Consider the following 26,837-nt stretch of genomic DNA (forward strand, 5'->3'; position numbering starts at 1 on the left):
CAGTCAAGCGTTCACGGCTGCGACAGATTCTCCGCGCCGCGGTCATAGGCGAGCCAGATCAGACGGGCGAGGTCTTGGTCAATCACCCCGGTTTCTGTGGCGGCCTCTTGCTCCGCTGCCAGCCGTTCAAGCGTGGGGGCCGTTAGCCCATGCGCCTGCACAATCGCGCGGAAAAGCGCGTTGTCTTTGAAAACGCCACGGGCCGGAAAGCCCACCGCCTCATCTTCCCCCAGCACTTTGGGAAGACGGTCGCGCAAAGCGGGCATACCTGCCGGGCCACCCGCCAAGATATTCAGCACCGTTTCCAGCGGCAGCCCGGCACGCCGCGCAAGCGGCATCATATCGGCAAGGCCCGCCCAATAGGCTTGCAACATCCCGTTATTGATCACTTTCATCACCAGCCCCGCGCCCAAAGGCCCGGTGTGGAAGATGCGCGCGGAAAGCGGCGTCAGCACCGCGCGCGCGGCCTCTGCATCCGCCTCTGTGCCGCCAATGAAAATGCCGCAATTGCCCGCGCGCACCAGTTCCGGCCCGCCCGAAATTGGCGCATCGACCGCGCGCGCGCCTTTGGCGGCCAGCGCAGCGGCGCGGGCCTGTAGCACCTGCGGGTTCGCGGTGCTGGTGTCGATGATCAACCGCCCCTCCAGCGGCAGAGCCAAAAGCGCATCCAGCACCTCGCCCACGGCGGCATCGTCATAAAGGCTCAGCACCAAAACCGTGCTTTGCGCCACCAGATCGGCCAAGGTCTCGGCGAAGGGCACACCCTCCACCGCGCGACCACTGCGGGTCCAGCCACAAACCGTGCCCCCCTGCCCCGCCAACCGTTCGGCAATGGCTGCGCCCATCCGGCCCAGCCCGATCACACCAATCTTGTCCATCCTGCCCTCCATCGCTTCGATGCAGTGTGGCGCATGCGGGCGGCTGCGCCACACGACAGGGTGCCGCATCAGGCGCCGAAGGTGCGCTCCAACACGCCAAGCCAGTTTTCATGGGCGATTTTGGTGATCAGCTCTTCGCCATAGCCATGTTCGCGCATCGCGCCAATCAGCCCTTGCAGCCCCGCCACATCACCCAGAACCTCGGCCACATCGGCCCCATCAAAATCGGAGCCAAGGCCCACATGATCCTCGCCCAGCCGTTCGAGCAGGTAATCAAGGTGGCGCAAGGTGGGCACCCAGCCGCGATCCGCCGCTTTCAGCCCATCTTCATTGAGGAAGTTGACCGCGTAATTCACCCCAACCATGCCGCGGCTTTCACGGATCATCTCCAACTGCCGATCGGTCAGGTTGCGCGACGAGGGGCAGATTGCATGGGCATTGGAATGGGTGGCGACCAGCGGCGCATCAGAAAGCCGCGCCACATCGTCAAAGCCTTTTTCGTTGAGATGGCTTAAATCCACCAAAACTTTGAGCGCATTGCATTCTTTGACAAGCCTTTTGCCTGCCTCGGTCAGCCCCGGCCCAGTATCGGGCGAGGAGGGGAAGCAAAACGGCACGCCGTGACCAAAGATCGTGGGCCGCGACCAGACGGGGCCGAGCGAGCGCAGCCCCATCGCATGGAAACTGTGCAGCGCATCAAGGTCTTCATCAATCGCCTCGGCCCCTTCCATATGCATCAGGCCCGCAATCACCCCCTCAGCCATCGCGGCGCGGATCTCGCCCGCCGTGCGGCACAGCCGGAACGCGCCCTTCGCGGCGCGCTCCATCCACAAAAGATGCCCCGCCGCCGCAAACGCCACCGGAAGACCGCCCTCAAAATCAATCAAATCGGGCAGCGGCAACGCATAGGGCGGGTTGTCCATCTGCGTCATGACCTCCGCAAAGTCATGCGAAACGGGGGACGGCACATAGATCGCAAAGAAGCCCCCCGCAAAGCCGCCTGCCTGCATCCGCGGCAGGTCGAGATGCCCTTTCCCCTCCCCCGTCAGCCAAATTTCCTCACGCTTTTCGGGCGCTTGCAGGATGCGGTAGAGAATGTCGTTATGGCCATCAAACACGGGCGTCATGCGGTTTCCTTCGGGGGTGTTTCCAGCATCCGGTTTGCCGAAGCGGCAAAGAGGGAGCGGGCGTAGTCTGTCTTCATATTGGCGCTGGCAAGGTCTGCGCGGGCCAGTTCTTCCACCGCGCCGCCATGCTGCATGACCAAAATCCGGTCGCACATATGGTCGATCACGGCGAGGTCATGGCTGACCATCAAGAAGGTCAGCCCATGTTCATCGCGCAGCCGATTAAGCAGGTTCAGCACTTCGGCCTGAACCGAGGCATCCAGCGCCGAGGTCGGTTCATCGAGCAGCAAAATCTCTGGCTCCAGCATCAGCGCACGGGCAATCGCCACACGCTGGCGCTGCCCGCCCGAAAGCTGGTGGGGGTAGCGAAACCGGAACGAACTCGGCAGGCCCACATCTTCGAGCGCGCGCACCACGCGGGCATCGGAATTGCCGATCCCGTGGATCGCCAACGGCTCAGAAAGCGTGCGGTCAATCGTGTGGCGCGGATGCAGGCTGGCATAAGGGTCTTGGAACACCATCTGCACACGGGTGACGAAGTTTTTCGCCCGCTTCTCGGTCAGCTTTTCGCCCGCAATGCGAATTTCCCCGCCCGAAATAGGCGCAAGCCCGCAAATCGCGCGCAGGATGGTCGATTTGCCCGAACCGCTTTCGCCCACAAGGCCAAAACTTTCCTTGGCACCGACGCTGAGGCTGACGTTTTTCACCGCCTGCACCTGCCGCCCCTTGGCCGCGAAGGTGACGGAGAGGTTGTCGATCTCGATAAAATCAGACATTGGCCCAGTCCCCCGTGCGGTCGAGCCCCGGCAAAGGCTCCCGGCTGCCGCCGATTTTTGGCAAGCAATTCAACAGCCCTTGGGTATAGGGATGGCGTGCATTCATCAGATCGCCCGCCGCCAATTCCTCGACGATACGGCCGTGATACATGACCAAAACCCGGTCGCAGAATTGCGCGACAAGCCGCAGATCGTGGCTGATGAAAATCAGCCCCATGCCACGCTCGCGCACAAGATTGTCCAAAATTGCCATCACCTCGGCTTGCACCGTGACATCAAGTGCCGAGGTCGGCTCATCGGCAATCAAAAGGTCGGGTTCCGGGATCAGCATCATCGCAATCATCACGCGCTGGCCCATGCCGCCCGAAAGCTCATGCGGCCAAGCCTCCATCACCCGTTCCGGGTCGCGGATTTGCACGGCTTCGAGCGCGGCAATGGCTTTTTTGCGCGCCTCGGCCCGGCCCAGCCGGTCGCGGCGCAAAAGCCCCTCCATCAGTTGCGCGCCGACCCGCATCACCGGGTTGAGCGAATATTTCGGGTCTTGCATCACCATGGCCAAACGCGGCCCGCGCAGGGCGCGCATTTGCTTTTCACTCGCGGTGGTCAGATCAATCCCATCAAAGACCATCCGATCCGCCTCAATCCGCCCCGGGGGCCGAATGAGCCGCAAAACCGACCGCCCGGTGATGGTTTTGCCGGAGCCACTTTCGCCCACGATCCCCAGCCGTTCGCGGCCAAGGCCAAAGCTGACGCCGCGCACCGCCTGCACCGGGCCAGTCTCGGTTTCAAAGGTGACGCGCAGGTTTTCAATCTCTAGCAAGCTCATCGCGAGGCACTCCGCGGGTCCAGCACATCGCGCAGACCGTCGCCCAGAAGGTTGAAGCCAAGCGAAACCGCAAAGATCGCAAGGCCCGGCATGGTGGCGACCCACCATTGCTCAAACAGGAACTTGCGCCCCGAAGAGATCATCAGCCCCCATTCGGGCAGCGGCGGCTGCACACCAAGGCCCAAGAAGCCAAGCCCCGCCGCGATCAAGATCACCCCCGCCATATCCAGCGTGACGCGGATGATGACGGACGGCAGACACATCGGCATCACATGGCCCCAAATGATCCGCCCCGCGCCCGCACCTTGCAGCCGCACCGCGGCGATGTAATCCGAATTGCGCACGGTCAGCGTTTCGGCCCGCGCGACACGGGCATAGGGCGGCCAAGCGGTGAGCGCGATGGCCAGCACGGCATTCACAATCCCCGGCCCCAGCACCGCCACGAGGGCAAGCGCCAAAATCAGCCGCGGGAAGGCCAGAAAGATATCGGTGATCCGCATCAAAACGGTATCGACGATGCCGCCGAAATAGCCCGCGACCGTGCCGATCAAAAGCCCAATCACCGGAGCCGTCACCGCGACCAGCGCAACGATGTAAAGCGTGATCCGCGCGCCATAAACGATGCGTGACCAGATATCGCGACCAAAATCATCGGTGCCGAGCCAATGGCCGGGCGTGCCCGGCGGCAACAGCCGTTGCGCGAGGTTTTGCACAAACGGGTCATGCGTGGCAAAGAGCGGCGCGAAAGCCGCCATCGCGCACAAGAGCACGATGATGGCCAGCCCCAGCATCGCCAAATGATTGCGTTTTAGCCGCAGCCACGCGAGCCAAGCTTGCCCCAAACGGGCCTGCGCACGCGAGGAAGGCGACGGGTCAGAGAGCCACTGAAAAAGCGATTGGGTCATGTGCGCGCCCTCGGGTCGACAAGGCGATAGACGATGTCAGACACCATGTTGAGCGTGACAAAAACCACCCCCACCACCACGGTGCCGCCCAGCACAGCGGGCATATCGGCGGCAAAAAGCGCATCTGTGATATAGCTGCCCAAGCCCGGCCACGCGAAAATCGTCTCGGTCAGCACCGAGCCCTCAAGCAGGTAGGCATACGAAAGCGCCACAACGGTGATCAGCGGCACCGAGACATTGCGCATCGCATGCACCCAGATCACCCGCCATTCGGGCATCCCTTTGACCCGCGCGGTGGTGATATATTCTTGGCTCAACTCGCCCAGCATGAAGCTGCGCGTCATCCGGCTGATGTAAGCCATGGACACATAACCCAAAAGCCCGGCGGGCAGGATGATATGGGTGACCGCATTGGCAAACATATCCCACGCGCCATTAAGCGCGGAATCGATCAAAATCGCCCCGGTGTAGCGCGTCAGGGTGAATTCGAGCATCATCTCATAGCTGGCGTCGAGCCGCCCCGGCCCGCCGACCCAATCGAGCTTGCCGTAGAAGACCAAAAGCCCAATCAGACCAAGCCAGAAGACCGGCATCGAATAGCCCACAAGGCCCACCAGCCGCACCACTTGGTCGGCAATCGAACCCGGTTTGGTGGCGGCCAGCACGCCCGCAGGCACACCCAAAATCACACCAAGGATCGTGCCGAGCGTGGCCAGTTCCAACGTCGCGGGGAAGCGGCGGGCAATTTCCGTCAGCACCGGTTGCTGACTGCGGATCGACATGCCCAGATCGCCGTGCAGCGCATCGCGGACATAAATGTAAAACTGCTGCCAAAGCGGCGCATCAAGGCCCAGCGCCTGACGCGCGGCCTCATATTGTTCCTGCGTGGCGCGCTCGCCAACGATCGACAACACCGGGTCAATCGGCACAACGCGGCCGATCACAAAGGTGACCAGCAACAGGCCCAAAACAGTAATGGCAAGGGTGACAATCCCGCCAGCCACACGACGCAAAAGGTCGGGCCAGCGAGACGCGGCGGGGGCGGTGGTCTCGGATACGGACATGAGGGGAAGGCCCCGCCGCGCGAAAGACCGCGCGGCGGGAATGTCTTTTCTTACTTCGTCACGAGCCAGTAGGTCGCGGAATCGGTCGCGCCACCGGTGTAGAAGCCCGACACATTCGCGCGCATCGCGCTTTGGCGGGCTTGCTGGAACATCAGCACAAAGGCCGAGCTGTCACGGTGGATGCGCTGCATCTCTTCGTAGATCGCGGCGCGTTTGGCGGTGTCGCGTTCCGTCACAGCGGCTTCGGCCATCGCGCCCAACTCACCCGGATCCCATGCCGTGCGCCATGCCAGATAGCCGGTGGCTTTCGCCTCATCCGAGTTATCGGGGTTTTCGGCGAAGGTGGAGGCATTGGTATGCGGGTCGGGATAATCCGGGCCCCAAGTTTGCAGCGTGATATCGTGCTGACGGGCGCGATATTTGCCAAGCACCTGTTTGCCATCGGCGGCATCAAGCGTCACTTCAATGCCAATCTGGCCAAAGGTGTTTTGTACCGATTGCGCGATATCCATCCGCTCTTGCACGTTGCGCACATTGATCGCGAAGGTCAGCGGCAATTCCACACCAGACTCGGCGAGCAGTTCTTTCGCCTTATCAAGATCAAGGTGATAGGGCGTTTCATTGACCGCGCCCAAGAAACCTTGCGGCAAGAAGGCTTGGTGCACGACCCACTGACCTTTCAAGATCGTGTCGGTCATGCCTTGGTAATCCACCGCCCAGCGCATCGCTTCGCGCACTTTCGGGTTGGTCAGCGCTTCAACCTTTTGGTTCAGCGCGAGGTAGTAGATCTGCCCGCCCACGTCATTTTGCACGGTGATCTCGGGGTTGCCCTCAACGCCTGCAATATCGGTCGGGCTGAGCTTGCGGCCCACGTCGATATCGCCTTTTTCCAACAGCAGCCGCTCGGTCGCGCCTTCGGGGATGTGGCGCATCATCACGTATTTCATCGGCGCATCGCCCCGCCAATGGCCTTCGCGGGCTTCCAGCATATAGCCTTCATTCGGCTTGAAGCTGCGCAGCACATAAGCCCCCGTGCCCGCCGAGTTGGATTGCAGCCAAGCATTGCCCATGTCGCCATCGACGTCATGCGCCATCACCGTCTCCATATCGACGATCTCGGCCACGCCCGCGGTCAAGCAGTTGTACACAAAGCTCGGCGCATAGGGTTTGTCGGTGGTGATGATCACGCTGTCCCCCTCGGCCCGGATCGTTTGATCCATGTTTTCAACCGAAAGGCCAAATTGGGTCAGGATGAAAGCCGGGGTTTTGTTCAGCTTCACCACGCGTTTGAGCGAGTCGGCCGCGACTTGTGCGGTCACCGGATTGCCCGAAGAGAAAGTGACACCTTCTTTGATCTTGAACGTATAGGTCACCCCGTCATCCGCAACGCTCCAGCTTTCGGCCAGACCCGGTACCAATTCTCCCGAACGCGCCGGATCCAGTTCAATCAGCGTGTCATAAAGGTTGTTGGTCAGGTCCGTGCCCGAAAATTCAAAGGCTTCGGCCGGGTCGATGGAGACAATGTCGTCAATCGCATCCGCCACAACGAGCGTGTTGGCGGGAGTTTCCGCAAACAGCGCGGCGGGCGCGGTGCAGGCCATCAGCGCGGCAACGGCAAGCGCTTTGGGAACGATACGGGGTGAGGTCATAAGGGGACTCCCTGTCAGTTTCTTGCATGAACCGTGCCAAGTGGCCGCCATGCCTTGGGACAAGGTGACGCGTTTAAAAGATGGGCGCAAGGCCGAACGACCGCAGCACGCGCCGCGCAACATATTGTTCGAATAGGATATATTGGCCGCTCAAAATTTGAGCAAACGTGCCGAAGGGGGCGGCTCAGGTGAACCGCCCCGCCCGACACACGGGGGCGCGCCCATGCTTGCGCCCCCGAAGCTTTGACTCAGTATTGTTCCTCGTAATGGTCGAGCGTGGCGGTGAAACTCGCCGTGCCGCGCGTCGCCCCGCCAAGGCTTTGGAACAATTCCGTCAGCGAAGAGGCGGGCATCAGCGCCTCAAACAAATCCCAGCCTTTCGCGCCCGGATCGGCTTCAAAGCCCAGCACCTGCCCCTTGAGGCCAGAAACCAGCGGCGACAGCCCGCCCGAGTAGACCGAGGGCACCGAGATCACCACTTTGCATACCGGCTGCAACACCACCGTGCCCAGTTCCGTCAGCACCTCACGCAGGGCCATTTTGCCTGCCGTGCGGAAGGCATGGTCGGAGCTATCCACCGCATGGTGTTTCCCATCCGAAAGGTTCACCGCCAAATCGACCACCGGATGCCCTTTCGGCCCGGCGGTAAGCGCATCGCGCGCGCCCGCCTCGACCGAGGGGATATAGTTGCGCGGCACGGCCCCGCCTTTCACCGTTTCGGTGAACTGGAAGCCCTCGCCCCGGCCCAGCGGTTTGACCTCAATCACCACATCGGCAAATTGCCCCGCCCCGCCCGATTGCTTGCGGTGGCGATATTGCTTTTGCGCGGTGCCGGTGATGGTTTCGCAAAGCGCGGTGCCTTGCGGCGCGGTGACGGCCTTGATGCCAAAGTCGCCCTCCAGCTTTTCGAGCACGCGGCGCAGATGCAGCGGGCCTTGGGTGCCCAAAAGCGTTTTGCCGGTGATCGGGTCGGTTTGCACCGAAAGCCCCGGGTCAATTTCCATCAGCTTCGGCAAAGCGGCGGCAAGCCGGGTTTCATCGCGCTCATTTTCGGGCTCGATTAGCAGCGCATGGTTCGCGGCATGGCAGGCCATCCACGGCAGGCTCTCAAGGCTGCCCTCGGCAGTGTAAAGCGGCGCGGCCAAAGACAGGTGATCGGTCTTCACGGTGAGGCCAATTTCACCGGGCGCCAAAGCGCTAAGTTGCGTTTTGGCATCAATATCGGTGATCGAGCCGATATTCGCCCCCGCAAGCTTCGCCCCCGGTGCCACGCCTTCGCTCAAAGCCCGCACCAGCACGGTTTTGCCAAGGTGTTTGACGTTATCAGCCAAAGCGCCAACAGCCAAAGCCCCCACCCTTGCGGCGGTTTCGTCGACGCCCGGCACTTCGTGGCGCAGGCTTTTCATCAGCCGCATCATGCCATTGCCGTGGCTGGCCGAGCCCAAAAGCGCGGGCAAAAGATCGTGGTGCTGCAAGACCTTGGTCGAAACGTCATAGACCTCATCGGTCATGGGGGCCTGATCTTCGATCAGTTCCGTCAGCAGCACTTCATCAAAATCGGCAAGGTGTTCCAACAGCTCGGTCCGCGCCTCTTCCTCGCGGTCTTTGACCGAGGCAGGCAGTTCCATCAGCGAGGAACGCGCATGATCATGATACTCCCAAGCGCGCTCGGAAATCAGATCAACCGCGCCAATCACCTGCCCGTTTTCGCGGATCGGGATTTGCCGCAGCACGATCCCATGCGGGCAGAAATTCTGCAACGCCGCCACAATCTCGCTGGTGCGATCCTGCGCGGTGTCGATTTTGTTGATGAAAATGAAGGTCGGTAGATCCGCCTCTTCCACCAGCCGCAGATAGGGGGCCACCAGCACCGCCGCTTCGGCATCGGCGGGCACACACAGCACCACCGCATCAGATGCGGCCAGCATCGGCGCCAATTGCGGCAGATGATCCGCACCGCCGGGCGCATCCAAAATCGCCCAGTCTTCCTCCATGAAGCTAAACTTGGTCACGGCGGCATCGCCGAAAAGGGTGTGCTTGCGCGGCTTCCCGCCTTCCAGGGTCGCCAGGGCATCGGCCAGCGTCGATTTGCCGGCCTGAGATGGGCCTACGATGGAGACGACTTTCATTTGGGAATCCTCCTCGACTGGATCCGCGCCGCGCCAAATTGCGGGGCGCTTCGCTCTATTCTTAGCGCGCCGAATCCCCCCCCACCTTGACCCATGCCAAACTGGAGCGTATCGGGCACTGCGTGACAGACCGCCGCAGGAGCGCAGGAGAAAGACATGGCCGACCGTAAAATCCGCACGAAACTGGTGCATGAGGGCATTCGCCGCAGCCAGTATGGCGAGATGGCCGAGGCGATGTTCCTGACCCAAGGCTTCATCTACCCCTCGGCAGAGGCCGCAGAAGCGCGGTTCATTTCTTCGACCGATGACGAATTCATCTATGCCCGTTACGGCAACCCGACCACGCGGATGTTTGAAGACCGCATGGCCGCGATTGAGGGCACCGAAGACGCCTTTGCCTGTGCCTCTGGCATGGCGGCGATCAATGGCGCGCTGATGTGCACGCTCAAATCGGGCGACCATGTCGTGGGCGCGCGGCAGATGTTTGGCTCCTGCCTGCATGTACTCAAAGTTCTGGCTGGCTTTGGCGTGGATGTGACGATCATTGACGGGGCCGATCTGGAAAACTGGCGCGCCGCCGTGCGCGAAAACACCAAGATTTGTTTCTTTGAAAGCGTGTCGAACCCCGGCCTTGAGGTGATCGACATCAAGGGCGTGGCCGAGATTGCCCATGCCGTTGGCGCGCTTGTGGTGATCGACAATGCCTTTGCCTCGCCGATCTATTCGCGCGCGGTGGAGCTGGGCGCCGATGTGGTGGTGTATTCGGCCACCAAGCATATTGATGGCGGCGGGCGCGTGCTCGGCGGTGTGGTCTGCGGCACGAAAGAGTTTATTCGTGGCCCGCTGGAGACTTATGTCAAACACACTGGCGGCGCGATGAGCCCGTTCCATGCGTGGGTGCTGCTGTCGGGACTGCAAACGCTCGATCTGCGCGTGCGTGCACAGGCCGCCAGTGCCGCCGCCGTGGCTGAAGCAGTGGAGGGGCATGCGAGCCTTACGCGCTGCGTCTATCCGGGGCTGCCGAGCCACCCGCAACACACGCTGGCGATGGCGCAAATGGGCGCGGGCGGCACGATGCTGGCGCTGGATCTGGCTGGCGGCAAAGAGGCGGCCTTCCGCTTCCTCAACGCGCTTGAGATTGTGAGCATCTCCAACAACTTGGGCGACGCGAAGTCGATCGCCACCCACCCGGCCACGACCACGCACAAGAACCTTTCGGAAGAAGAACGCGCCACGATCGGCATCACGCCGGGGCTGGTGCGGGTTTCCTTCGGCATCGAAGATACCGCCGACCTTTTGGCCGATATCAAGACTGCACTCGACGCCGCTTAAGCTGCGGCGCGATGTCACCCCCAAACCGGGCAAGGGCCTTTTTCCTTGCCCGAATCCGGCCCCCTGCCTTTCCTGAAGGTGGCGGACCCCGCCGGGGAGGACATCATGAAACCGATCTTTCTGGCCCTTGCGGGCCTTTTGGCCGTTTCTGCTTGCGCCGATCGCTATCTGGATGAAAGCGAGGCCAGCGTGGTGGCCACCGGCCAAATCACCGCCACCAGCACGCTTTCCGCCCAAGCCGATTTCGCGCGCCGCATGTCCAGCGCCTATGTGAGCGCCGCGCGCCGCACCACCACCGCGCAAGACATCGCCTCGTTCGGGGTGTTTTTGGCGGCGGCCTCTGCCGTGGATGGGGCGATTGGCACGGCAAGCGATACGGTTGTGGCGCGGCGCGCCATCACCGGGGCCACGCTCCAGCAAGGCGCCAAGCGCACGGTGCCCAAAACCGCGATTCAGGGCATTTACACCGGGGCGAAACGGCTCAATTGCGTGGCGACGGTCGCGCAAGTGGGCGTGCCGCTTTTGAGCAGCGAAGATCCCACCACAATCCGCGCCGCCCGCGCTTTTACCTTTGGTGCGGTGCAAGAGGTGATGATCACCAGCCGCGAGGGGTTGGTGCGCGAGGTAGCCGATTACAAAGCCCTTGTCACCGCCATGACCGATGCAATCGACCTCAGCCCCTCGCGCGCCGAGAACACCAAAGGGCGCGACGCGGGGGCGTTCGATATCAATGCGCTCAAGCGCTACACGGATCTTTTGGCAAATTGCCTTGAGGCACAGGTCAGCCTCTCCAATGCCGCCAGTGATTTGAAAAATTAAGGCCTTACACCTGCCCCGCCGCAAATTCGGGCAATAATGTCGTTTCGGGTGCAACTTCCCTTGGACTTTCCCCGTCTCACTCCCATATCGAAACCATGCGCCAAGAGGCGAAAGGGAGAGGCCATGAATATTCAGGGACGCATCGGAACCCCCGACACCGACGAGGCGAAAGCCGCGCTGGAGGTACTGCGCCTCTGGGCTGCCGAGGCCCATCCGGCAGAGGTCACGGCACTTGATCCGGCCATTGCGCGGCTGTTGCCCGGCGCGCCGGAAAGCTACCCCGAACTCGCGCGCAGCTATGATGCCGAATTCCGCCCCGACGCCGCCTATAAGGCCGCGATGCCCGATCTGCAAAATGGGCCCTCTTCGCTGATCGTCGGCGCGAAGACCCGCATTGAACATGTGGGCATTTCCAACTTCCGACTGCCGATCAAATATCGGCTGCGCGACGGTGGTGAAGTGGTGCTGGAAACCTCGGTCACCGGCTCAGTGAGCCTTGAGGCGGAGAAAAAAGGCATCAACATGAGCCGCATCCTGCGCAGCTTCTACACCCATGCGGAATGCGAGTTCTCGTTTGAGGTAATGGCCGCCGCGCTTGATGATTATGTTGAAAACCTTGAAAGCTTTGACGCGCGTCTGATGATGCGGTTTTCGCTGCCGTTGCAAGTGGATAGCCTGCGTTCCGGCCTCACCGGCTGGCAATATTACGATATCGCGCTGGAGCTTGTTGAACAGGCGGGCGTGCGCACCAAGATCGTGCATCTCGATTTCGTCTATTCCTCGACCTGCCCCTGCTCGCTCGAACTTTCCGAAGATGCGCGCATCCGCCGGGGCCGTTTGGCGACGCCGCATTCTCAACGCTCGGTCGCGCGGATTTCGGCGGTGATTGAGCCGGGCAAAACGCTCTGGTTTGAAGACCTGATCGATTTGGCCCGCGCCAATGTGCCGACGGAAACGCAGGTGATGGTGAAGCGCGAAGACGAGCAAGCCTTTGCGGAACTGAATGCCGCGAACCCGATCTTCGTGGAAGATGCCGTGCGCGCTTTTGCGGCGGGGCTGATGGCGGAACCGCGCGTGGGCGATTTCCGCGTGATTGCGAGCCACCAAGAAAGCCTGCACAGCCATGATGCGGTGGCGCTGTTGACCGAAGGCCCGACCTTCGCGCAAACGAGCCTTGATCCGCAGCTTTTCGGCACGCTCATTCATCGCGGCTAACGGGGTCTGGGGGCGCACAGCCCCCTCCTTTTGCCCCGGCAAAAACAAGAACAGAGCTAGAACATGGGTCTTTCCCTCGGCCGTGCCGCAAGATAAAGTGCAGGCATGAGCATTCTGGATGATGACGACGATTTCAGCGACCTGAGCCTCTCGCAGCGCGCCATGATGGGCGCGCGCGCAGCGATGGGTGTGCCCGACTATCTTGACGGGCTAAACCCCGAACAGCGCCGCGCGGTTGAGGCGATGGATGGCCCGGTGCTGATGCTTGCCGGTGCGGGCACTGGCAAAACCAAGGCGCTCACCACGCGGATCGCGCATCTGATCCATTCAGGGCGCGCGCGCCCCAATGAAATTCTGGCTGTGACCTTCACCAACAAGGCTGCGCGCGAGATGAAAGAGCGTGTCGGGCGCCTGCTCGGGCAAACGCTTGAGGGGATGCCGTGGCTCGGCACCTTCCACGCGGTTTGCGTGAAGCTGTTGCGCCGCCATGCCGAGCTTGTCGGGCTGAAGTCGAACTTCACCATTTTGGACACCGATGACCAAATCCGCCTGCTGAAGCAGCTGATCATCGCCGCCAATATGGATGAAAAGCGCTGGCCCGCGCGGCAATTGGCCAATCTGATCGACAGCTGGAAGAACCGCGCGCTGACGCCTGAGCGGGTGCGCGGCGCGGAGACGGCGCATTTCAATAACCGTGGCAGCGAACTCTATGCCGCCTATCAAGAGCGCCTCAAAACGCTCAACGCGGTCGATTTTGGTGATTTGCTGCTGCATATGGTGACGATCTTCCAGCGTCACGAAGATCTGCTTGCGCAATATCAGCGCTGGTTCAAATACATCCTTGTTGACGAATACCAAGACACCAATACCGCGCAGTATTTGTGGTTGCGGCTTTTGGCGCAGGGGCACCGCAATGTCTGCTGTGTGGGCGATGACGACCAGTCGATCTACGGCTGGCGCGGTGCCGAAGTGGGCAATATCTTGCGGTTTGAAAAGGATTTTCCGGGCGCGGTCGTGGTGCGGCTGGAACAAAACTACCGCTCCACCGAACATATTCTGGCCGCCGCCTCGGGGCTGATTGCCGCCAATAGCGACCGTTTGGGCAAGGAGCTCTGGACCGAGGAACAGGGCGGTGAAAAGGTCCGGCTGATTGGCCATTGGGATGGCGAGGAAGAGGCGCGCTGGATCGGCGAAGAAATCGAGGCGCTCTCGCGTGGCACCCGCGGCCATGACCCGGTGCCGCTCAACGGCCAAGCGATTTTGGTGCGCGCCAGCCATCAGATGCGCGCCTTTGAAGACCGTTTTTTGACCATCGGTCTGCCCTATCGCGTGATCGGCGGCCCGCGCTTTTATGAGCGCCAAGAAATTCGCGATGCGATGGCCTATTTCCGGCTCGCCGTTTCGCCCGACGACGATCTTGCCTTTGAGCGGGTGGTGAATGTGCCCAAGCGCGGTTTGGGCGACAAGGCGCAGGCGAAAATCCAGACCGAGGCGCGCGCGGCGCAATCGGGCCTTGTGATGGGGGCGAAGGCGGTCTTGCAGCAGGGCGCGCTTGGCGGCAAAGCGGCGGGCGGCTTGCGCAACTTCATTGAAGGCGTCGGGCGCTGGCATGCGGCGGTGCTGGAAGACGCCGATCATGTGCGGCTCGCCGAGACGATCTTGGAGGAATCGGGCTACACCGAGATGTGGCTCAACGACAAAACGCCCGAAGCACCCGGACGACTGGAAAACCTCAAGGAACTGGTCAAAGCGCTCGAACAGTTTGAAAACCTGCAAGGGTTTCTCGAACATGTCGCGCTGATCATGGACAATGATAAGTCTGAATCGGAAGACAAAGTCTCGATCATGACGCTTCATGCCGCCAAGGGTTTGGAGTTTCCTGCCGTCTTCCTGCCCGGCTGGGAAGAGGGGCTGTTTCCGAGCCAGCGTGCGTTGGATGAAAGCGGCCAACGTGCCTTGGAGGAAGAGCGGCGGCTCGCCTATGTCGGCATCACCCGCGCGGAGGAAATTTGCACCATTTCTTTTGCCGGCAACCGCCGCGTCTATGGGCAATGGCAAAGCCAACTCCCCTCGCGTTTCATTGATGAATTGCCCGCGCGCCATGTGGAAGTGCTCACCCCCCCCGGCCTTTACGGTGGCGGCGCGGGGGCGGCGGCACCGGTCACCGGTTTTGGCAGCCTAGAAAACCGCGCCGCGCGGGCCGATGTTTACAATTCGCCGGGCTGGAAGCGGATGGAAAGCCGCGCCACAGGCGCCCCCAAACCCAAGGCGCGCACCGTCACCACGGTGGATTCTGTCGCCTTTGGCGTGGGCGACCGGGTGTTTCATGTCAAATTCGGCTATGGCGAAGTGATCGACCTTGAGGGCGATACGGCGATGGTCGAATTTGAAAAGGCGGGCTCTAAGCACGTCAAAGCGGGCTTTTTGAAACCCGCCAATGCGGCGGATGACGTGCCGTTTTAAGCCGCAAACGATAAAGGGGCCCATCGCGGGCCCCTTCGACTGAGTGCAAATCTTCTAGGCGTTTGGGTCCCCAACGGGGCGCTCCTTATTCCGCCATCAAGCGGCTGACGACCACGGTGACCTCGGGCTTTTTGCCCACTTCTTCCATCGCCACCTGCCGCGCGATGCGGCGCAGCGCTTCATCAAGCTTGTCATCGTTGCGCACGACCTTATCGGGCGCGCTTTCGAGGAAGGCGGAAAGCTCGTCTTCAACGATCCGCACCATATCGCCGCCCGATTTGCCACGCTCGGGCAGGCCCATCACCTCGACCCAAGCATCGCCCAGCGGCACATCATCTTCGTCGATGATTACGGTGATCAGCACATGGCCGTTCAGCGCCATGCGGATCCGCTCACGCACCACGCCATCCAGCGCGCCAATCAGCACCGTGCCATCGAGATAATGTCGCCCGGTTTCGATGTATTCGACCACTTTCGGCACCACGCCGGTGAGGTCGATCATCGTGCCATTGGTCGCCACTTCGGTGGCAATGCCCTTGGCGGCAGCAATCTTCGCATGTTCGCGCAGATGGCGGTGTTCGCCATGCATCGGGATCAGCATTTGCGGGCGCAGAAGGTCGTGCACCGCCTCAAGATCGGGGCGGTTCGCGTGGCCCGAAACGTGATAGAGCCCGCCTTTGTCATCCACCACATCCACGCCCATTTCTGAAAGCGCGTTCATGATGCGAATGACCGAGCGTTCATTGCCCGGAATGGTTTTCGATGAAAACAGGAACGTATCCCCGTCCTTCATCTCAAAGCCCAGATATTTGCCACGGCTAAGCTGCGCGGTCGCGGCGCGGCGCTCGCCTTGGCTGCCGGTGACGATCAGCATCAGATTGTCCCGGCCAACCTCAACCGCATCTTCAGGGCTAAGCACATTGGGGAAGTTTTTCAAAACCCCGGTCTCTTCGGCCACATGCACCATTTTGCGCATCGCGCGGCCCAAGAGGCACACCGAACGCCCTGCCTCACGCCCGGCCTCGGCCAGCGTTTTCAGACGTGCGACGTTGGAAGCGAAGGTGGTGGCGACCACCATCCCTTTTTGCTCCGAAATTAGATCTTTCAGCGGCGAGACCAGCGTGGATTCAGAGCGCCCCGCCGTTTGCGTGAAGACGTTTGTGGAATCGCAGATCAGCGCTTTGATCCCCGCGCCTTCATGCGCGATCTCGTGCCACTCAAGCGGGTCAAACGCCTCGCCCACCACCGGGTTGCCATCAAGCTTGAAATCGCCCGTATGCACAACGCGGCCCGCGGGCGTATCAATCACCAAAGCCGAGCTTTCCGGGATCGAGTGGCTGACGGGGACGAATTGCACCGTGAACGGGCCGATTTCCACCGCTTTCGGGCGCGGCTCGACGATGCGGATCATATCCGAAGGCAGCCCCGCCTCTTCCATCTTCAACTGCACCAGATGCGCGGTGAAGCGGCGCGCGTAAACCGGCGCTTTCAGCTTCGGCCACAGATGGGCCATTGCGCCGATGTGGTCTTCATGGCCGTGGGTGAGGAAAATCGCGTCGATGCGGTTCACATTGGCCTCAAGCCAAGCCGCATCGGCCATAATAAGGTCCACACCGGGCGAACTTTCCATATCCGGGAAGGTCACCCCCAGATCGACGACGATCAGCCGCTCCTTCCCTTCCGGCCCATAGCCGTAGACATAGGTGTTCATGCCGATTTCGCCGGCACCCCCCAAGGGAAGATAGATCAGTCTGTCGCTCACGCCTCAAGCCCCTTGTTATAATCGAAGATCAGACGCAGCCCATGCATGGTCAGGTCGTCTTCGACCTTATCGAATAGATCGAACCCCAGATCGAAGAGCGAGGCAAGCCCACCCGTTGCAATCACCTTCATCGGGCGGTCTCGTTCCATCCGAATTTGCCGCACGATGCCTTCGACAAGGCCGATATAGCCCCAATACACCCCCGATTGTATACAGGCCACCGTATTCGTGCCAATGACACCTTGCGGTTTGGTTACATCGACATGCGGCAGCGCTGCTGCCGACATATGCAGCGCCTCAAGGCTGAGCGCGACACCCGGCGCAATCACCCCGCCGATATAGGCGCCATCGGGGGCGACCACGTCAAAGGTGGTCGCGGTGCCAAAATCCACCACGATCAAATCACCGCCGTGGCGGTCATAGCCCGCAACGGTGTTGACCAAGCGGTCCGGCCCAACGGTCGTGCCCACATCCACGCGCGGGGCCACGGGCAATTCGCAATCGGGCTTGCCCACGACGAGCGGGCGGCAGTCAAAATAGCGGTTGCACAGCACCCGCAAATTGAACACGACGCGCGGCGCGGTGGAGGAAATGATCGCCTCATGGATCGCGTCGATGGTCAGTCCCTTGAGGCCCATCAGCGTGGAGAGCCAGACGAAATATTCATCCGCCGTGCGCCGCGCATCGGTGGCAATCCGCCATGTGGCGCGAAACGCGGCCCCGTCCCAGACGGAAAAGACCGTATTGGTGTTGCCGCAGTCGATGCACAGAAGCATGTCGCCCCCTTAAAAGAAGATATCCGCCGCCGCGATCGGCAGGCGCGTCTCTCCGGTGTTCAAGATCAGCGCGCCGGTCTCGTCGATCGTTTCAAATAGGCCCGTGCGGGTTTCGGTTCCGGTGCGGGCGGTCACCCTTTGCCCGATCCGCGCGGCGCGGGCAAGCCATGCAGCCCGAATGGGGGCAAATCCGTCGCGTTCAAAGGTCGCGGCATGGCACGCAAAAGCGCGCGCAAGCGGGAAGAGGAAATCGAGCGGCGCGATCACCTGCCCAGTTTCACCGCGCAGCGAGACGGGGCGAAGCGCCCCCTCTTCCAATGCTTCCACAGGTGGCGCGGCGGCAAGGTTCACGCCAATGCCAATCGCCAAATGGCTGACCGAAGCCCCAGAGGAGACGCTTTCGAGCAAGATCCCCGCGACCTTCGCGCCGCTCAGAAGCACATCATTGGGCCATTTGATCGCCAAATCCGCCCCCGGCGCGACCTCGGCCAGCGCGTCATAAAGCGCCAGCGCCGCGACAAAGGAATAGAGCGCGGCAATGGGGGGGCTCACAGCCGGGCGAAACACGCAAGTGGCGGCAAAATTGCCCTCTGGCGCGAGCCAATCGCGCCCACGCCGCCCCCGGCCCGCCGTTTGGCGATGCGCAAAAACCCAAGCTGGCCCCGCAAGATGCGGAGCCAGTCGGGAAGCTTCAGACATTGTGCTGTCGGTTTGCCCAAGGACGTGGCGCGCCACCCCCTCGGGCCAATCAGGCTCAGTTGACAAGAGACACTGCCGCCGCCGTGGCCGCACCCTCAAGCCCGAACATCGAGATCGAGCCCACCACCATGATCAGCGCCGCACAAACCAGCATTGCCAGTTGCACGAACGGCATGCGGCGGTCGAGCGGATCGGTCTCGGTGCCGAAATACATGTAGTAGACGATGCGCAGGTAGTAGAAGGCACCGATCACCGAGGCGATCACCGCGCCCACGGCCACCCAAACAAAGCCCGCATCCACAGCCGCTTTCAGCACCGAAAACTTGGCCCAGAAGCCCAGCATCGGCGGCACACCGGCCAAGCTGAACATCAGCACCATCAGCGCCGCCGCTTTGAGCGGTTCAGATTTGGACAGCAGGTTGAGCGCGGCAATATCGGTCACCGGGGCGCCATCGCGCTCCATCGACAAGATGAAAGCAAAGGTGCCGATGTTCATCACGATGTAAATCGTCATGTAAAGCAGCATCGCTTCCACACCCGCCACAGTGCCCGCCATCAAGCCCATGAGCGCAAAGCCCATATGCGCGATGGAGGAATAGGCCATCAGGCGCTTGATGTTGGTTTGCCCAATACCGGCAATCGAGCCCAGATACATCGAGGCGAGCGCGAGCGCGGCCAGCACTTGGCCCCATTCGCCCGGCACTTGGCCAAAGGCGTCATGCACAACCCGCGCAATCAGCGCCATCGCGGCCAGTTTCGGCGCGGTGGCAAAGAAAGCGGTCACCGGGGTGGGCGAGCCTTCGTAAACATCGGGCGTCCACATATGGAACGGCACGGCAGAGACTTTGAAGGCAAGACCGGCCAGCAAGAACACCAGACCGAACAGCAGGCCAATCGGCAGATGCCCTTGTTCCACCACGGTGATGATGCCCGCAAACGAGGTCGTACCCGCGAAGCCGTAGACGAGCGATGCCCCGTAGAGCAGCAGACCCGAGGAGAGCGAGCCGAGCACGAAATACTTCAGACCCGCTTCCGAGGAGCGCGCGGAGTCGCGGCGCAGCGCGGCGACCACATAAAGCGCGAGCGATTGCAGCTCGAGCCCGATGTAAAGCGACATCAGATCATTGGCCGAAACCATCATCATCATGCCGGTGACCGCAAGCACGATCAGCACCGGGAACTCAAACCGCAGCAAGCCGCGACGGTCGAGGTAATCGGCGCTCATCGCCAAGACGGCAGCCGCCGAAACCAGAATGATCACCTTGGCAAAGCGCGCGAAGCCATCGGAGATGAACAGCCCATCAAAGGCGTTGTCCGCCCCGCCGCCCGCGACGGCGATGGTCAGGCCCAAGATCAGCATGACCGCGGTGGAGAGCCACAAGATCGGCTTGGCGACCTTGTCTTTGCCCGTCCAAACCCCGCCGAGCAGCGCGGCCATTGCAAAGGCCGCAAGCAGGAACTCGGGCAAAACAATGGAGAAATCAGAAGACGTCATCGGTGTTTCTCCTCAGTTGCCCGCAACCATCGCCGCAGCGGCGATGTCGGCATGATAGGTGGTCACAAGGCTTTTCACCGAAGGCCCGATCAGCCCGGTCACAAGGCTCGGATAGATGCCCAAGATCAGCGTCATGGCGACAAGCGGCGCGAAGATCGCTTTTTCACGGGTGGTCATATCTGTGATCGTTTTCAGGCTTTCTTTGACCAACTCGCCAAAGACAACGCGGCGGTAAAGCCAAAGCGCATAGGCCGCCGACAAGATCACGCCCGAGGTCGCCACAGCCGCCACCCAAGTGTTGACTTGGAAGATACCGACCAAGGTCAAGAACTCGCCAATGAAGCCCGAGGTACCCGGAAGGCCGACGTTCGCCATGGTGAAGAACATGAAGATCAGCGCGTAAGCGGGCATCCGGTTCACAAGGCCGCCGTAGGCCTCGATCTCGCGGGTGTGCATCCGGTCATAAATGACGCCAACGCAAAGGAAGAGCGCGCCCGAGATGAAGCCGTGGCTCAGCATCTGGAAGATCGCGCCATCGATCCCTTGTTGGTTCGCGGCAAAAATCCCCATCGTCACATAGCCCATGTGCGCGACCGAGGAATAAGCGATCAGCTTCTTCATATCGGCCTGCGCCAGCGCCACCAGCGAGGTGTAAACGATCGCAATGGCCGAAAGCGTGAAGACAAAGCCCGTCATCGCTTCCGAGCCCACCGGGAACATCGGCAAGCTGAAGCGCAGGAAACCGTAACCGCCCATTTTCAACAGCACCGCCGCCAGCACGACCGAACCTGCGGTGGGGGCCTGCACGTGGGCATCGGGCAACCAAGTGTGCACCGGCCACATCGGCATTTTCACCGCGAAAGAGGCGAAGAACGCAAGGAACAGCAGCGTTTGCACCCCGCCCGGCAGCACATAGCGTAGATAGGGCAGGTCTTGGTGCGGGAAGTCAAATACCATCAACTGCACGATGTCGGTGGTGCCCGCCATCATATACATCGCAACCATCGCCACCAGCATCAGCACCGAGCCAAGGAAGGTGTAGAGGAAGAACTTAAAGCTGGCATAGATGCGATCTTTGCCGCCCCAGATGCCGATGATCAGGAACATCGGAATGAGGCCCGCTTCAAAGAACAGGTAAAAGAGCACAAGATCGAGCGCCACGAAGACGCCGATCATCAGCGTTTCAAGCACCAAGAAGGCGATCATGTATTCCTTGACGCGGCTTTTCACATGCCAAGCGCTGGCAATGGTGATCGGCATCAAGAAGGTGGTCAGCAGCACAAACAGGATCGAGATCCCATCGACGCCCAATTTGTAGCGCAGACCCATGATCCATTCGCGGTCTTCCACGAATTGCATCGCCGTATCGTGGCGGTCAAAGCCCGCCAGCAAGAAGAGCGACACCAGAAAGGTCACCGTGGTGGCGGTGAGCGCCAGCCATTTGGCATTGCGGTCCGCCGCCTCCGTGCCCGAGCGCGAGACGACCGCAAGGATCGCAGCCGCCGCCAGCGGCATGAAGGTGATGATGGAAAGGAGGTTGTTCATCAGTTCGTCCCCCCGACCTGCATGACCCAGAACATGAGGCCGACGATGCCAATCACCATGGCGAAGGCGTAGTGGAAGAGATAGCCCGATTGCAGGCGTGCAGCGACACGGGTGAAGAAGGGGATCCAGCCCAAAGCAAGGCCATTGATCGCCCCGTCGATGACGGCACCGTCACCGCCCTTCCACAGCATCCGGCCAAGCGCCTTGGCGGGGTTCACGAAGATCATGTCGTAAAGCTCGTCGAAGTACCATTTGTTGAGCAAGAACCGATGCGCCCAAGGCATCGCATTCGCGGTCATGGCCGGCAGACGCGGCACGGCGATGTAGTAGACCCAGGCCAGCACAAAGCCGGTGATCATCGCGATGAAGGGCGAGATTTTCACCCAAGCCGGCACAAGGTGGGCTTCATGCAGAACGTGGTTGGTTTCCGCCATGAAGATCGCGCCTTGCGGGGCGACGGCAACAACCGCTTCATGCCCAGCTTCGGTGTTTTCCACCGCGCCATGATCGGCTTCTGCAATCCGCGCGGCATCCGCTTCATGACCTTCCTCGGCCATGGTGCCTGCCATCGCGGCTTCGTGGTTTTCCATCGCCTCGGTGGGCTCCACCGCCGCATGTTCCACCGCGTCGGTGGCGTGCTCGGTCCCGTGTTCGGTGCCATGCGCCGCCGCCGTTTCCGGCATGTTGAAGAAGCTGTTCACCCGATCGCCAAAGAACGAGGGGTAGAACACCATGCCCGAAAGCACCGCGCCAACCGCAAGCGCACCAAGCGGGATCAGCATCACGCGCGGGCTTTCATGCGCGTGGTCATGCGCATGATGATCGCCACGTTCCTTGCCAAAGAAGGTCATGAAGATCAGGCGCCACGAGTAGAACGAGGTCATACCCGCCGCGATCACCAGCGACCAGAAGGCAAAACCGCTGCCCGAGGCAAAAGCGCTTTCGATGATCGCATCTTTCGACAGATAGCCCGCAAAGCCGACCGGAATGCCAAACAGCGTCACGAAGGGGATACCCACGCCGGTGATGGCGAAGGTGCCGATCATCATGATCCAGAAGGTGAAGGGGATTTTCTTCCGCAGCGCGCCATAGTTGCGCATGTCTTGCTCGTGGTGCATCGCATGGATCACCGAGCCCGCGCCAAGGAAGAGCATCGCTTTGAAGAAGGCGTGCGTCAGCAGGTGGAACATCGCCGCAGAGTAAACGCCCACGCCCGCGGCCACGAACATATAGCCCAGCTGCGAACAGGTCGAATAGGCGATCACGCGCTTGATGTCGTTTTGCACAAGGCCCACGGTGGCGGCAAAGAACGCCGTCGCAGCACCAATATAGACCACGAACATCTTCGCTTCGGGCGCATATTCAAAGAGCGGCGACATCCGGCAGACCAAGAACACACCCGCGGTCACCATGGTGGCGGCGTGGATGAGGGCGGAAACCGGCGTCGGGCCTTCCATCGCGTCGGGAAGCCAAGTGTGCAAGAAAAGCTGCGCCGATTTACCCATCGCGCCGATGAACAACAGCACCGCAATCAGGTTGGCCGCGTTCCACTCGGTCCACAGGAAATGAAGCTGGGTATCGGCGAGCGTCGGCGCATAGGCGAAGACGTCGTCCATCTTGATCGAGCCCGCCAAGAAAAAGAGCGCGAAGATGCCGAGCGAGAAGCCAAAGTCACCAACCCGGTTGACCACGAAAGCTTTGATCGCCGCCGCGTTGGCCGAGGGTTTCTTGTAGTAGAAGCCGATCAGCAAATAAGAGGCAACGCCTACGCCTTCCCAACCAAAGAACATCTGCACGAGGTTATCGGCGGTGACCAGCATCAGCATGGCGAAGGTGAAGAACGAAAGATAGGCGAAGAAGCGCGCCTTATAGCTTTCGTCATGGGTCCAGTTGTCGTCATGCGCCATGTAGCCAAACGAATACAGGTGCACGAAGGCCGAGACCGTGGTGACCACAATCAGCATGATCGCGGTCAGACGGTCGAGCCGGATCGACCAAGCGGTGTCGAGCGTGCCCGACTGGATCCAGTTCAGAAGGTGGATGTGCTGCGTGTCGCCATCAAGCGTCAGGAACACAATCCAGCTCAGCAGGAAGGACAGGAACAGAAGGCCGGTGGTCAGCACCATCGCGCCCTTCTCGCCAATGTAACGCCAGCCGAAGCCGCCGATGATCGCGCCAATCAGAGGCGCCAGAAGGATGATCGTCGTCATGGCTTACCCCTTCATCACGTTGACATCGTCCACCGCGATCGAGCCGCGGTTGCGGAAGAACACGACGAGGATCGCCAGACCAATGGCCGCTTCAGCCGCTGCCACGGTCAGCACGAACATGGTGAAAACCTGTCCCACAAGGTCGCCCATATGGGTGGAGAAGGCGACCATGTTGATATTCACCGCGAGCAGCATCAGTTCGATCGACATCAGGATGACGATCACGTTCTTGCGGTTCACGAAGATCCCGAAAATGCCGGTGACGAACAAGATCGCCGCCACAGCAAGGTAATGTTCAAGTCCGATCGTCATCGCTTTCCCTCCGGGCCCGACCCCGTTTTCGCTTTTTCTTGTCTCACAGCCCCTGCCCCGGTTTGACGTCGATCATCTCCAGCGCCTTCGCCGGGTCGCGGTGCATCTGGGCAATCACATTTTGCCGTTTCACATCGGTGCGGTGGCGCAGCGTCAGCAAGATGGCCCCGATCATCGCCACCAACAGCACCAGACCCGCGCCTTGGAAGAGGTAGAGGTATTTGTCGTAAAGGATCAGCCCCAGCGCCCGGCTGTTTTCGACCTCAGCCGACATCGGCAGGGCATGGAGCGCCGCCGCACCTTCAGCCGATTGCCAGGCCATGAAGCCGGTGGCGAGTTCGGCGAGCATCACGACCGCGATCAGCCCACCAATCGGCGCGTAGCGCGCCATCTGGCCCCGCAGCGCGGCGAAATCGACATCGAGCATCATCACCACAAAGAGGAACAGCACCGCGACCGCGCCGACATAGACGATGATCAGCAGCATGGCGACGAATTCCGCCCCCATCAGCACGAACAGCCCCGCCGCCGTGAGGAAGGTCAAAATCAGCCAGAGCACCGAGTGCACCGGGTTCTTCGAGAGAACCACCATGAGCCCGGCCACCGCTGCCACCACGGCAAAGAGGTAGAAGGCGAATACGAACACCGTCATGTGTTTTCTCCCGATTTCTCGTCGAAGACCTCGCGCGCCAGTTCCAGCGCCTTGGTCATGGCGGGCACGCCGCCGAACATGCTCATCTGAAAGATCACCTCGGCGATCTCCCGCTCGGTTGCCCCGGCCTCCAGCGCGTGGCGGATGGTGAGCCGCAAGGCCGCCTCTGCCTGCGCGCCCAGCGTCACCTGCCCTGCCAGCGTGACCAACAACCGAGTCCGGGCATCCAGCCCATCGCGGTTGAAGGTCTTGCCAAACCACATTTCCAGCATGTCTGCCGGCATGGTCGGGAACATCTTCTCAAAGGCCTTGGGGTTGAAGCTTTCCAACGCGGGGTTGAACAGGCGGGCCATCTCGGTCCCCTGCTCCATCATCGCCGCGAGAAGCTTCTGAAACTCCGTGGTCATCTGTAAGGCGCATCCAATTCGATGTTACGGGCGATCTCGGCCTCCCAGCGCGCGCCGTTCTCAAGGAGTTTTTCCTTGGTATAGAACAGCTCTTCGCGCGTCTCGGTGGCATATTCAAAGTTCGGACCTTCGACGATCGCATCGACCGGGCAGGCTTCTTGGCAGTAGCCGCAGAAGATGCATTTGGTCATGTCGATGTCGTAGCGCGTGGTGCGGCGGCTTCCATCATCGCGCGGCTCGGCGTCGATGGTGATCGCCTGCGCCGGGCAGATCGCTTCGCACAGCTTGCACGCAATGCAACGCTCTTCTCCATTGGGGTAGCGGCGCAGCGCGTGCTCACCGCGGAAACGCGGAGACAACGGGCCCTTTTCATGCGGGTAGTTCAGCGTCGGCTTCGGCCCAACGAAATACCGCAGACCCAGCCCAAAGCCTTTGATGAAGTCCCACAGGACGAAATATTTCGCTGCGCGAACGTAATCGAAAGCCATCAGTCGTTCTCCGCCGGTTCGGTCTGGCCGTTGCCGGACACTTTCCATTTGCCCCGTTCAGAGGCGGTCTCCAAATCCCCCACGCCGAAATCGCCACGCGCTTCAAGCGCAGCCACAGCCCGCATCAGCGGCGGATCATGCGACAGAAAGGAGGTTACATTTTTGCCATCAATCTCAAGCTGGTAGCCTTCGATGATCACGGGAACGAGCCGGACCTCGCGGTCGTCGAGCTTCAGGCTCAGGGTTACGCGATTGTCTTCCATATCAGCCTCCAATCGCCCAACGGGCCCACAGACCACCCAACACTTCAAACTTCGCCAAGAAGGCCACGATCACGACCCAGCCGAGCGAGAGCGGCAAGAACACTTTCCAACCGATCCGCATCAGCTGGTCGTAGCGGTAGCGCGGCACGATGGCCTTCACCATGGCGAAGGCGAAGAACACCAGCACCATCTTGATGAACATCCACAGCGCGCCATCCGGGATGCCCGGAATGGGCGAGAGCCAGCCCCCGAAGAACAGAATCGAGGTGAGCGCGCACATCAGCCACACAGCGATATATTCGCCCGCCATGAAAAGCAGATAGGGGGTCGAGGAATATTCAACCATGAAGCCCGCAACGAGTTCGGATTCCGCTTCGGGAAGGTCAAACGGCGGGCGGTTGGTTTCTGCCAAAGCCGAGATGAAGAACAAGAACACCATCGGCAGATGCGGCAGCCAGTACCAGTTCAGGAACCCAAACGAGCCGCGCTGCGCTTCGACAATGGCCGAAAGGTTCATCGAGCCCGTGGACAAGATCACCCCGATGATGATCAGGCCCATCGAGACCTCATAGGAGATCATCTGCGCGGCGGAGCGCAGCGAGCCCAAGAACGGGTATTTCGAGTTCGAGGCCCAGCCGCCCATGATCACGCCGTAAACCTCAAGCGAGGAAGCGGCGAAGACAAAGAGCACGGCGACGTTGATATCCGCCATCACCCAGCCTTCGTTGAACGGGATCACCACCCAAGCGACCATCGCCAGCACCAGGCTGAGCATCGGCGCGAGGAAGTAAACCGCCTTGTCCGAGCCTGCGGGCACGACGATTTCCTTGAACACATATTTCGCGGCGTCGGCCACCGATTGCAGAAGGCCAAAGGCCCCCACCACGTTCGGCCCCCGGCGCATCTGCACGGCGGCCCAAATCTTGCGGTCGCCCCAGACAAGGAAAAGAAGGCCAATCATCACGAAGGCGATGATCCCCAGCCCCTGCAAGACCATCAACAAGGCCGTGCCCAGCGGTGTTGCGAAAAACTCAGCCATGTTGTC

24 protein-coding genes are annotated in these 26,837 nt (G+C 61.0%); 4 read left to right on the forward strand and 20 right to left on the reverse strand.

Annotation, left to right across the window (positions count from 1 at the left end; translation table 11 throughout):
* Positions 1-11: 11 nt before the first annotated feature.
* The 8 genes from BW967_RS13265 to BW967_RS13300 form a co-directional block, all read right to left on the reverse strand.
* The gene (locus BW967_RS13265) at positions 12-947 is read right to left on the reverse strand and encodes an NAD(P)-dependent oxidoreductase (RefSeq protein ID WP_083952239.1); all 936 of its coding nucleotides are present in this window, start codon (positions 945-947) and stop codon (positions 12-14) included.
* Complete coding sequence (locus BW967_RS13270; protein WP_076485578.1) at positions 947-2,005, reverse strand: dipeptidase; 1,059 nt, start codon at positions 2,003-2,005, stop codon at positions 947-949. The genes BW967_RS13265 and BW967_RS13270 overlap by 1 nt, the downstream gene beginning before the upstream one ends.
* A complete protein-coding gene (locus BW967_RS13275) occupies positions 2,002-2,781 on the reverse strand; it encodes an ABC transporter ATP-binding protein (RefSeq protein ID WP_076485579.1) in 780 nt (259 codons plus the stop codon). The genes BW967_RS13270 and BW967_RS13275 overlap by 4 nt, the downstream gene beginning before the upstream one ends.
* Positions 2,774-3,607: an ABC transporter ATP-binding protein gene (locus BW967_RS13280; RefSeq protein WP_076485580.1), complete on the reverse strand. Its 834-nt coding sequence runs from the start codon at positions 3,605-3,607 to the stop codon at positions 2,774-2,776. Before BW967_RS13280 ends, BW967_RS13275 begins: the two co-directional genes overlap by 8 nt.
* Complete coding sequence (nikC, locus tag BW967_RS13285) at positions 3,604-4,512, reverse strand: nickel transporter permease (protein WP_076485581.1); 909 nt, start codon at positions 4,510-4,512, stop codon at positions 3,604-3,606. Before nikC ends, BW967_RS13280 begins: the two co-directional genes overlap by 4 nt.
* Positions 4,509-5,576 carry an ABC transporter permease gene (locus tag BW967_RS13290; protein WP_076485582.1) on the reverse strand — a complete coding sequence of 356 codons (1,068 nt, stop codon included), beginning with the start codon at positions 5,574-5,576 and terminating at the stop codon, positions 4,509-4,511. Before BW967_RS13290 ends, nikC begins: the two co-directional genes overlap by 4 nt.
* Before the next feature lie 50 nt (positions 5,577-5,626).
* Positions 5,627-7,225, reverse strand: a complete 1,599-nt coding sequence (locus BW967_RS13295) for an ABC transporter substrate-binding protein (protein WP_076485583.1) — start codon at positions 7,223-7,225, stop codon at positions 5,627-5,629.
* A 248-nt stretch (positions 7,226-7,473) separates the two neighbouring features.
* Entirely contained in the window at positions 7,474-9,354 is a 1,881-nt protein-coding gene (locus BW967_RS13300) for an elongation factor G (protein ID WP_076485584.1), read from the reverse strand.
* Positions 9,355-9,510: 156 nt separating this feature from the next.
* Between BW967_RS13300 and metZ the strand changes: the two genes are divergently transcribed.
* The 4 genes from metZ to BW967_RS13320 all read left to right on the forward strand — a co-directional run bounded on the left by metZ (position 9,511) and on the right by BW967_RS13320 (position 15,183).
* A complete protein-coding gene (gene metZ / locus BW967_RS13305; protein WP_076485585.1) occupies positions 9,511-10,686 on the forward strand; it encodes an O-succinylhomoserine sulfhydrylase in 1,176 nt (391 codons plus the stop codon).
* Positions 10,687-10,791: 105 nt separating this feature from the next.
* The gene (locus BW967_RS13310) at positions 10,792-11,505 is read left to right on the forward strand and encodes a hypothetical protein (protein WP_108188573.1); all 714 of its coding nucleotides are present in this window, start codon (positions 10,792-10,794) and stop codon (positions 11,503-11,505) included.
* 123 nt (positions 11,506-11,628) lie between these two features.
* Positions 11,629-12,720 carry a GTP cyclohydrolase FolE2 gene (folE2, locus tag BW967_RS13315; RefSeq protein ID WP_076485587.1) on the forward strand — a complete coding sequence of 364 codons (1,092 nt, stop codon included), beginning with the start codon at positions 11,629-11,631 and terminating at the stop codon, positions 12,718-12,720.
* A gap of 105 nt (positions 12,721-12,825) precedes the next feature.
* The gene (locus BW967_RS13320) at positions 12,826-15,183 is read left to right on the forward strand and encodes an ATP-dependent helicase (protein ID WP_076485588.1); all 2,358 of its coding nucleotides are present in this window, start codon (positions 12,826-12,828) and stop codon (positions 15,181-15,183) included.
* 85 nt (positions 15,184-15,268) lie between these two features.
* On the opposite strand, the gene BW967_RS13325 is transcribed toward BW967_RS13320, so the two are convergent.
* From BW967_RS13325 to nuoH, 12 genes are read right to left on the reverse strand one after another with little or no spacing between them, the layout of a single operon-like run.
* Positions 15,269-16,894, reverse strand: a complete 1,626-nt coding sequence (locus BW967_RS13325; protein ID WP_108188582.1) for a ribonuclease J — start codon at positions 16,892-16,894, stop codon at positions 15,269-15,271.
* Between the two features lie 47 nt (positions 16,895-16,941).
* Positions 16,942-17,721: a type III pantothenate kinase gene (locus BW967_RS13330; RefSeq protein WP_076485590.1), complete on the reverse strand. Its 780-nt coding sequence runs from the start codon at positions 17,719-17,721 to the stop codon at positions 16,942-16,944.
* A 9-nt stretch (positions 17,722-17,730) separates the two neighbouring features.
* Positions 17,731-18,486, reverse strand: coding sequence for a biotin--[acetyl-CoA-carboxylase] ligase (locus BW967_RS13335; RefSeq protein WP_076485591.1), 756 nt, complete (start codon positions 18,484-18,486; stop codon positions 17,731-17,733).
* Positions 18,476-19,915, reverse strand: coding sequence for an NADH-quinone oxidoreductase subunit NuoN (nuoN, locus tag BW967_RS13340; RefSeq protein ID WP_076485592.1), 1,440 nt, complete (start codon positions 19,913-19,915; stop codon positions 18,476-18,478). The genes BW967_RS13335 and nuoN overlap by 11 nt, the downstream gene beginning before the upstream one ends.
* Positions 19,916-19,927: 12 nt before the next feature.
* The gene (locus BW967_RS13345) at positions 19,928-21,460 is read right to left on the reverse strand and encodes an NADH-quinone oxidoreductase subunit M (protein ID WP_076485593.1); all 1,533 of its coding nucleotides are present in this window, start codon (positions 21,458-21,460) and stop codon (positions 19,928-19,930) included.
* Positions 21,460-23,670: an NADH-quinone oxidoreductase subunit L gene (gene nuoL, locus BW967_RS13350; RefSeq protein WP_076485594.1), complete on the reverse strand. Its 2,211-nt coding sequence runs from the start codon at positions 23,668-23,670 to the stop codon at positions 21,460-21,462. The genes BW967_RS13345 and nuoL overlap by 1 nt, the downstream gene beginning before the upstream one ends.
* 3 nt (positions 23,671-23,673) lie before the next feature.
* Positions 23,674-23,982: an NADH-quinone oxidoreductase subunit NuoK gene (gene nuoK / locus BW967_RS13355; RefSeq protein ID WP_076485595.1), complete on the reverse strand. Its 309-nt coding sequence runs from the start codon at positions 23,980-23,982 to the stop codon at positions 23,674-23,676.
* Positions 23,983-24,025: 43 nt separating this feature from the next.
* Positions 24,026-24,634 (reverse strand): NADH-quinone oxidoreductase subunit J, encoded by a 609-nt coding sequence (locus BW967_RS13360; protein ID WP_076485596.1) that lies wholly within the window; start codon positions 24,632-24,634, stop codon positions 24,026-24,028.
* Positions 24,631-25,041 (reverse strand): carboxymuconolactone decarboxylase family protein, encoded by a 411-nt coding sequence (locus BW967_RS13365; RefSeq protein ID WP_076485597.1) that lies wholly within the window; start codon positions 25,039-25,041, stop codon positions 24,631-24,633. The genes BW967_RS13360 and BW967_RS13365 overlap by 4 nt, the downstream gene beginning before the upstream one ends.
* Entirely contained in the window at positions 25,038-25,529 is a 492-nt protein-coding gene (nuoI, locus tag BW967_RS13370; protein WP_076485598.1) for an NADH-quinone oxidoreductase subunit NuoI, read from the reverse strand. Before nuoI ends, BW967_RS13365 begins: the two co-directional genes overlap by 4 nt.
* Positions 25,529-25,792, reverse strand: a complete 264-nt coding sequence (locus tag BW967_RS13375; protein WP_076485599.1) for a hypothetical protein — start codon at positions 25,790-25,792, stop codon at positions 25,529-25,531. Before BW967_RS13375 ends, nuoI begins: the two co-directional genes overlap by 1 nt.
* Before the next feature lies 1 nt (position 25,793).
* On the reverse strand, positions 25,794-26,831 hold the full coding sequence (gene nuoH / locus BW967_RS13380) for an NADH-quinone oxidoreductase subunit NuoH (RefSeq protein ID WP_076485600.1): 1,038 nt from the start codon (positions 26,829-26,831) through the stop codon (positions 25,794-25,796).
* Positions 26,832-26,837: the final 6 nt, after the last annotated feature.

It is taken from the genome of Rhodobacter aestuarii (genome assembly GCF_900156655.1).
Taxonomy (GTDB): Bacteria; Pseudomonadota; Alphaproteobacteria; order Rhodobacterales; family Rhodobacteraceae; genus Rhodobacter; species Rhodobacter aestuarii.

Coding starts and splice junctions, on each gene's coding strand:
- nuoL (WP_076485594.1), bottom strand. CDS start 23,670: ATGACGACGATCATCCTTCTGGCGCCTCTGATTGGCGCGATCATCGGC.
- nuoH (WP_076485600.1), bottom strand. CDS start 26,831: ATGGCTGAGTTTTTCGCAACACCGCTGGGCACGGCCTTGTTGATGGTC.
- BW967_RS13300 (WP_076485584.1), bottom strand. CDS start 9,354: ATGAAAGTCGTCTCCATCGTAGGCCCATCTCAGGCCGGCAAATCGACG.
- nuoI (WP_076485598.1), bottom strand. CDS start 25,529: ATGGCTTTCGATTACGTTCGCGCAGCGAAATATTTCGTCCTGTGGGAC.
- BW967_RS13295 (WP_076485583.1), bottom strand. CDS start 7,225: ATGACCTCACCCCGTATCGTTCCCAAAGCGCTTGCCGTTGCCGCGCTG.
- BW967_RS13325 (WP_108188582.1), bottom strand. CDS start 16,894: ATGAACACCTATGTCTACGGCTATGGGCCGGAAGGGAAGGAGCGGCTG.
- BW967_RS13310 (WP_108188573.1), top strand. CDS start 10,792: ATGAAACCGATCTTTCTGGCCCTTGCGGGCCTTTTGGCCGTTTCTGCT.
- BW967_RS13320 (WP_076485588.1), top strand. CDS start 12,826: ATGAGCATTCTGGATGATGACGACGATTTCAGCGACCTGAGCCTCTCG.
- BW967_RS13275 (WP_076485579.1), bottom strand. CDS start 2,781: ATGTCTGATTTTATCGAGATCGACAACCTCTCCGTCACCTTCGCGGCC.
- metZ (WP_076485585.1), top strand. CDS start 9,511: ATGGCCGACCGTAAAATCCGCACGAAACTGGTGCATGAGGGCATTCGC.
- BW967_RS13375 (WP_076485599.1), bottom strand. CDS start 25,792: ATGGAAGACAATCGCGTAACCCTGAGCCTGAAGCTCGACGACCGCGAG.
- BW967_RS13280 (WP_076485580.1), bottom strand. CDS start 3,607: ATGAGCTTGCTAGAGATTGAAAACCTGCGCGTCACCTTTGAAACCGAG.
- nuoN (WP_076485592.1), bottom strand. CDS start 19,915: ATGACGTCTTCTGATTTCTCCATTGTTTTGCCCGAGTTCCTGCTTGCG.
- nuoK (WP_076485595.1), bottom strand. CDS start 23,982: ATGACGATCGGACTTGAACATTACCTTGCTGTGGCGGCGATCTTGTTC.
- BW967_RS13270 (WP_076485578.1), bottom strand. CDS start 2,005: ATGACGCCCGTGTTTGATGGCCATAACGACATTCTCTACCGCATCCTG.
- folE2 (WP_076485587.1), top strand. CDS start 11,629: ATGAATATTCAGGGACGCATCGGAACCCCCGACACCGACGAGGCGAAA.
- nikC (WP_076485581.1), bottom strand. CDS start 4,512: ATGACCCAATCGCTTTTTCAGTGGCTCTCTGACCCGTCGCCTTCCTCG.
- BW967_RS13290 (WP_076485582.1), bottom strand. CDS start 5,576: ATGTCCGTATCCGAGACCACCGCCCCCGCCGCGTCTCGCTGGCCCGAC.
- BW967_RS13265 (WP_083952239.1), bottom strand. CDS start 947: ATGCGGCACCCTGTCGTGTGGCGCAGCCGCCCGCATGCGCCACACTGC.
- BW967_RS13345 (WP_076485593.1), bottom strand. CDS start 21,460: ATGAACAACCTCCTTTCCATCATCACCTTCATGCCGCTGGCGGCGGCT.
- BW967_RS13365 (WP_076485597.1), bottom strand. CDS start 25,041: ATGACCACGGAGTTTCAGAAGCTTCTCGCGGCGATGATGGAGCAGGGG.
- BW967_RS13360 (WP_076485596.1), bottom strand. CDS start 24,634: ATGACGGTGTTCGTATTCGCCTTCTACCTCTTTGCCGTGGTGGCAGCG.
- BW967_RS13330 (WP_076485590.1), bottom strand. CDS start 17,721: ATGCTTCTGTGCATCGACTGCGGCAACACCAATACGGTCTTTTCCGTC.